General features: G+C 54.2%; 1 protein-coding gene. It reads right to left on the bottom strand.

The annotated features are described in order from the left end of the window. The coding region (locus AO726_RS10300; RefSeq protein WP_152987277.1) for an elongation factor Tu at positions 1-731 on the bottom strand (731 nt) is incomplete at both ends.

The raw sequence follows: 731 nt of genomic DNA, 5'->3' as shown, positions 1-731 counted from the left end.
GTGTGAGGCTTAACAGAACCCGGCTTAACCAGAACCTGACCACGCTCAACTTCGTCACGCTTAGTACCACGCAGCAGAACACCACAGTTCTCACCAGCACGGCCTTCGTCCAGCAGCTTGCGGAACATTTCAACGCCGGTGCAGGTAGTCTTGGTGGTGTCACGCAGACCAACGATTTCGATCTCTTCCTGAACCTTAACGATACCACGCTCGATACGGCCAGTTACTACAGTACCGCGACCAGAGATGGAGAATACGTCTTCGATCGGCATCAGGAACGGCTTGTCGATAGCACGCTCTGGCTCTGGGATGTAGGTATCCAGAGTTTCAACCAGCTTCTTAACAGCGGAAGTGCCGAGACCGTTCTCGTCTTCGCCGTTCAGAGCCATCAGAGCAGAACCGATGATGATCGGAGTATCGTCACCCGGGAAATCGTAAGTGCTGAGCAGGTCACGCACTTCCATTTCAACCAGTTCCAGCAGCTCAGCATCATCAACCATGTCAGCCTTGTTCAGGAACACGACGATGTACGGAACACCTACCTGACGGGACAGCAGGATGTGCTCACGAGTTTGCGGCATCGGACCATCGGCAGCCGAGCAAACCAGGATAGCGCCGTCCATCTGAGCAGCACCAGTGATCATGTTTTTTACGTAGTCGGCGTGACCCGGGCAGTCAACGTGCGCGTAGTGACGAATAGTGGAATCGTACTCTACGTGCGCAGTGTTGAT

Source organism: Pseudomonas sp. TTU2014-080ASC, from assembly GCF_001446935.1.
Lineage (GTDB): Bacteria > Pseudomonadota > Gammaproteobacteria > Pseudomonadales > Pseudomonadaceae > Aquipseudomonas.
Note: the sequence above shows the minus strand (reverse complement) of the source record. Positions and strands in the feature narration are given on the sequence as shown.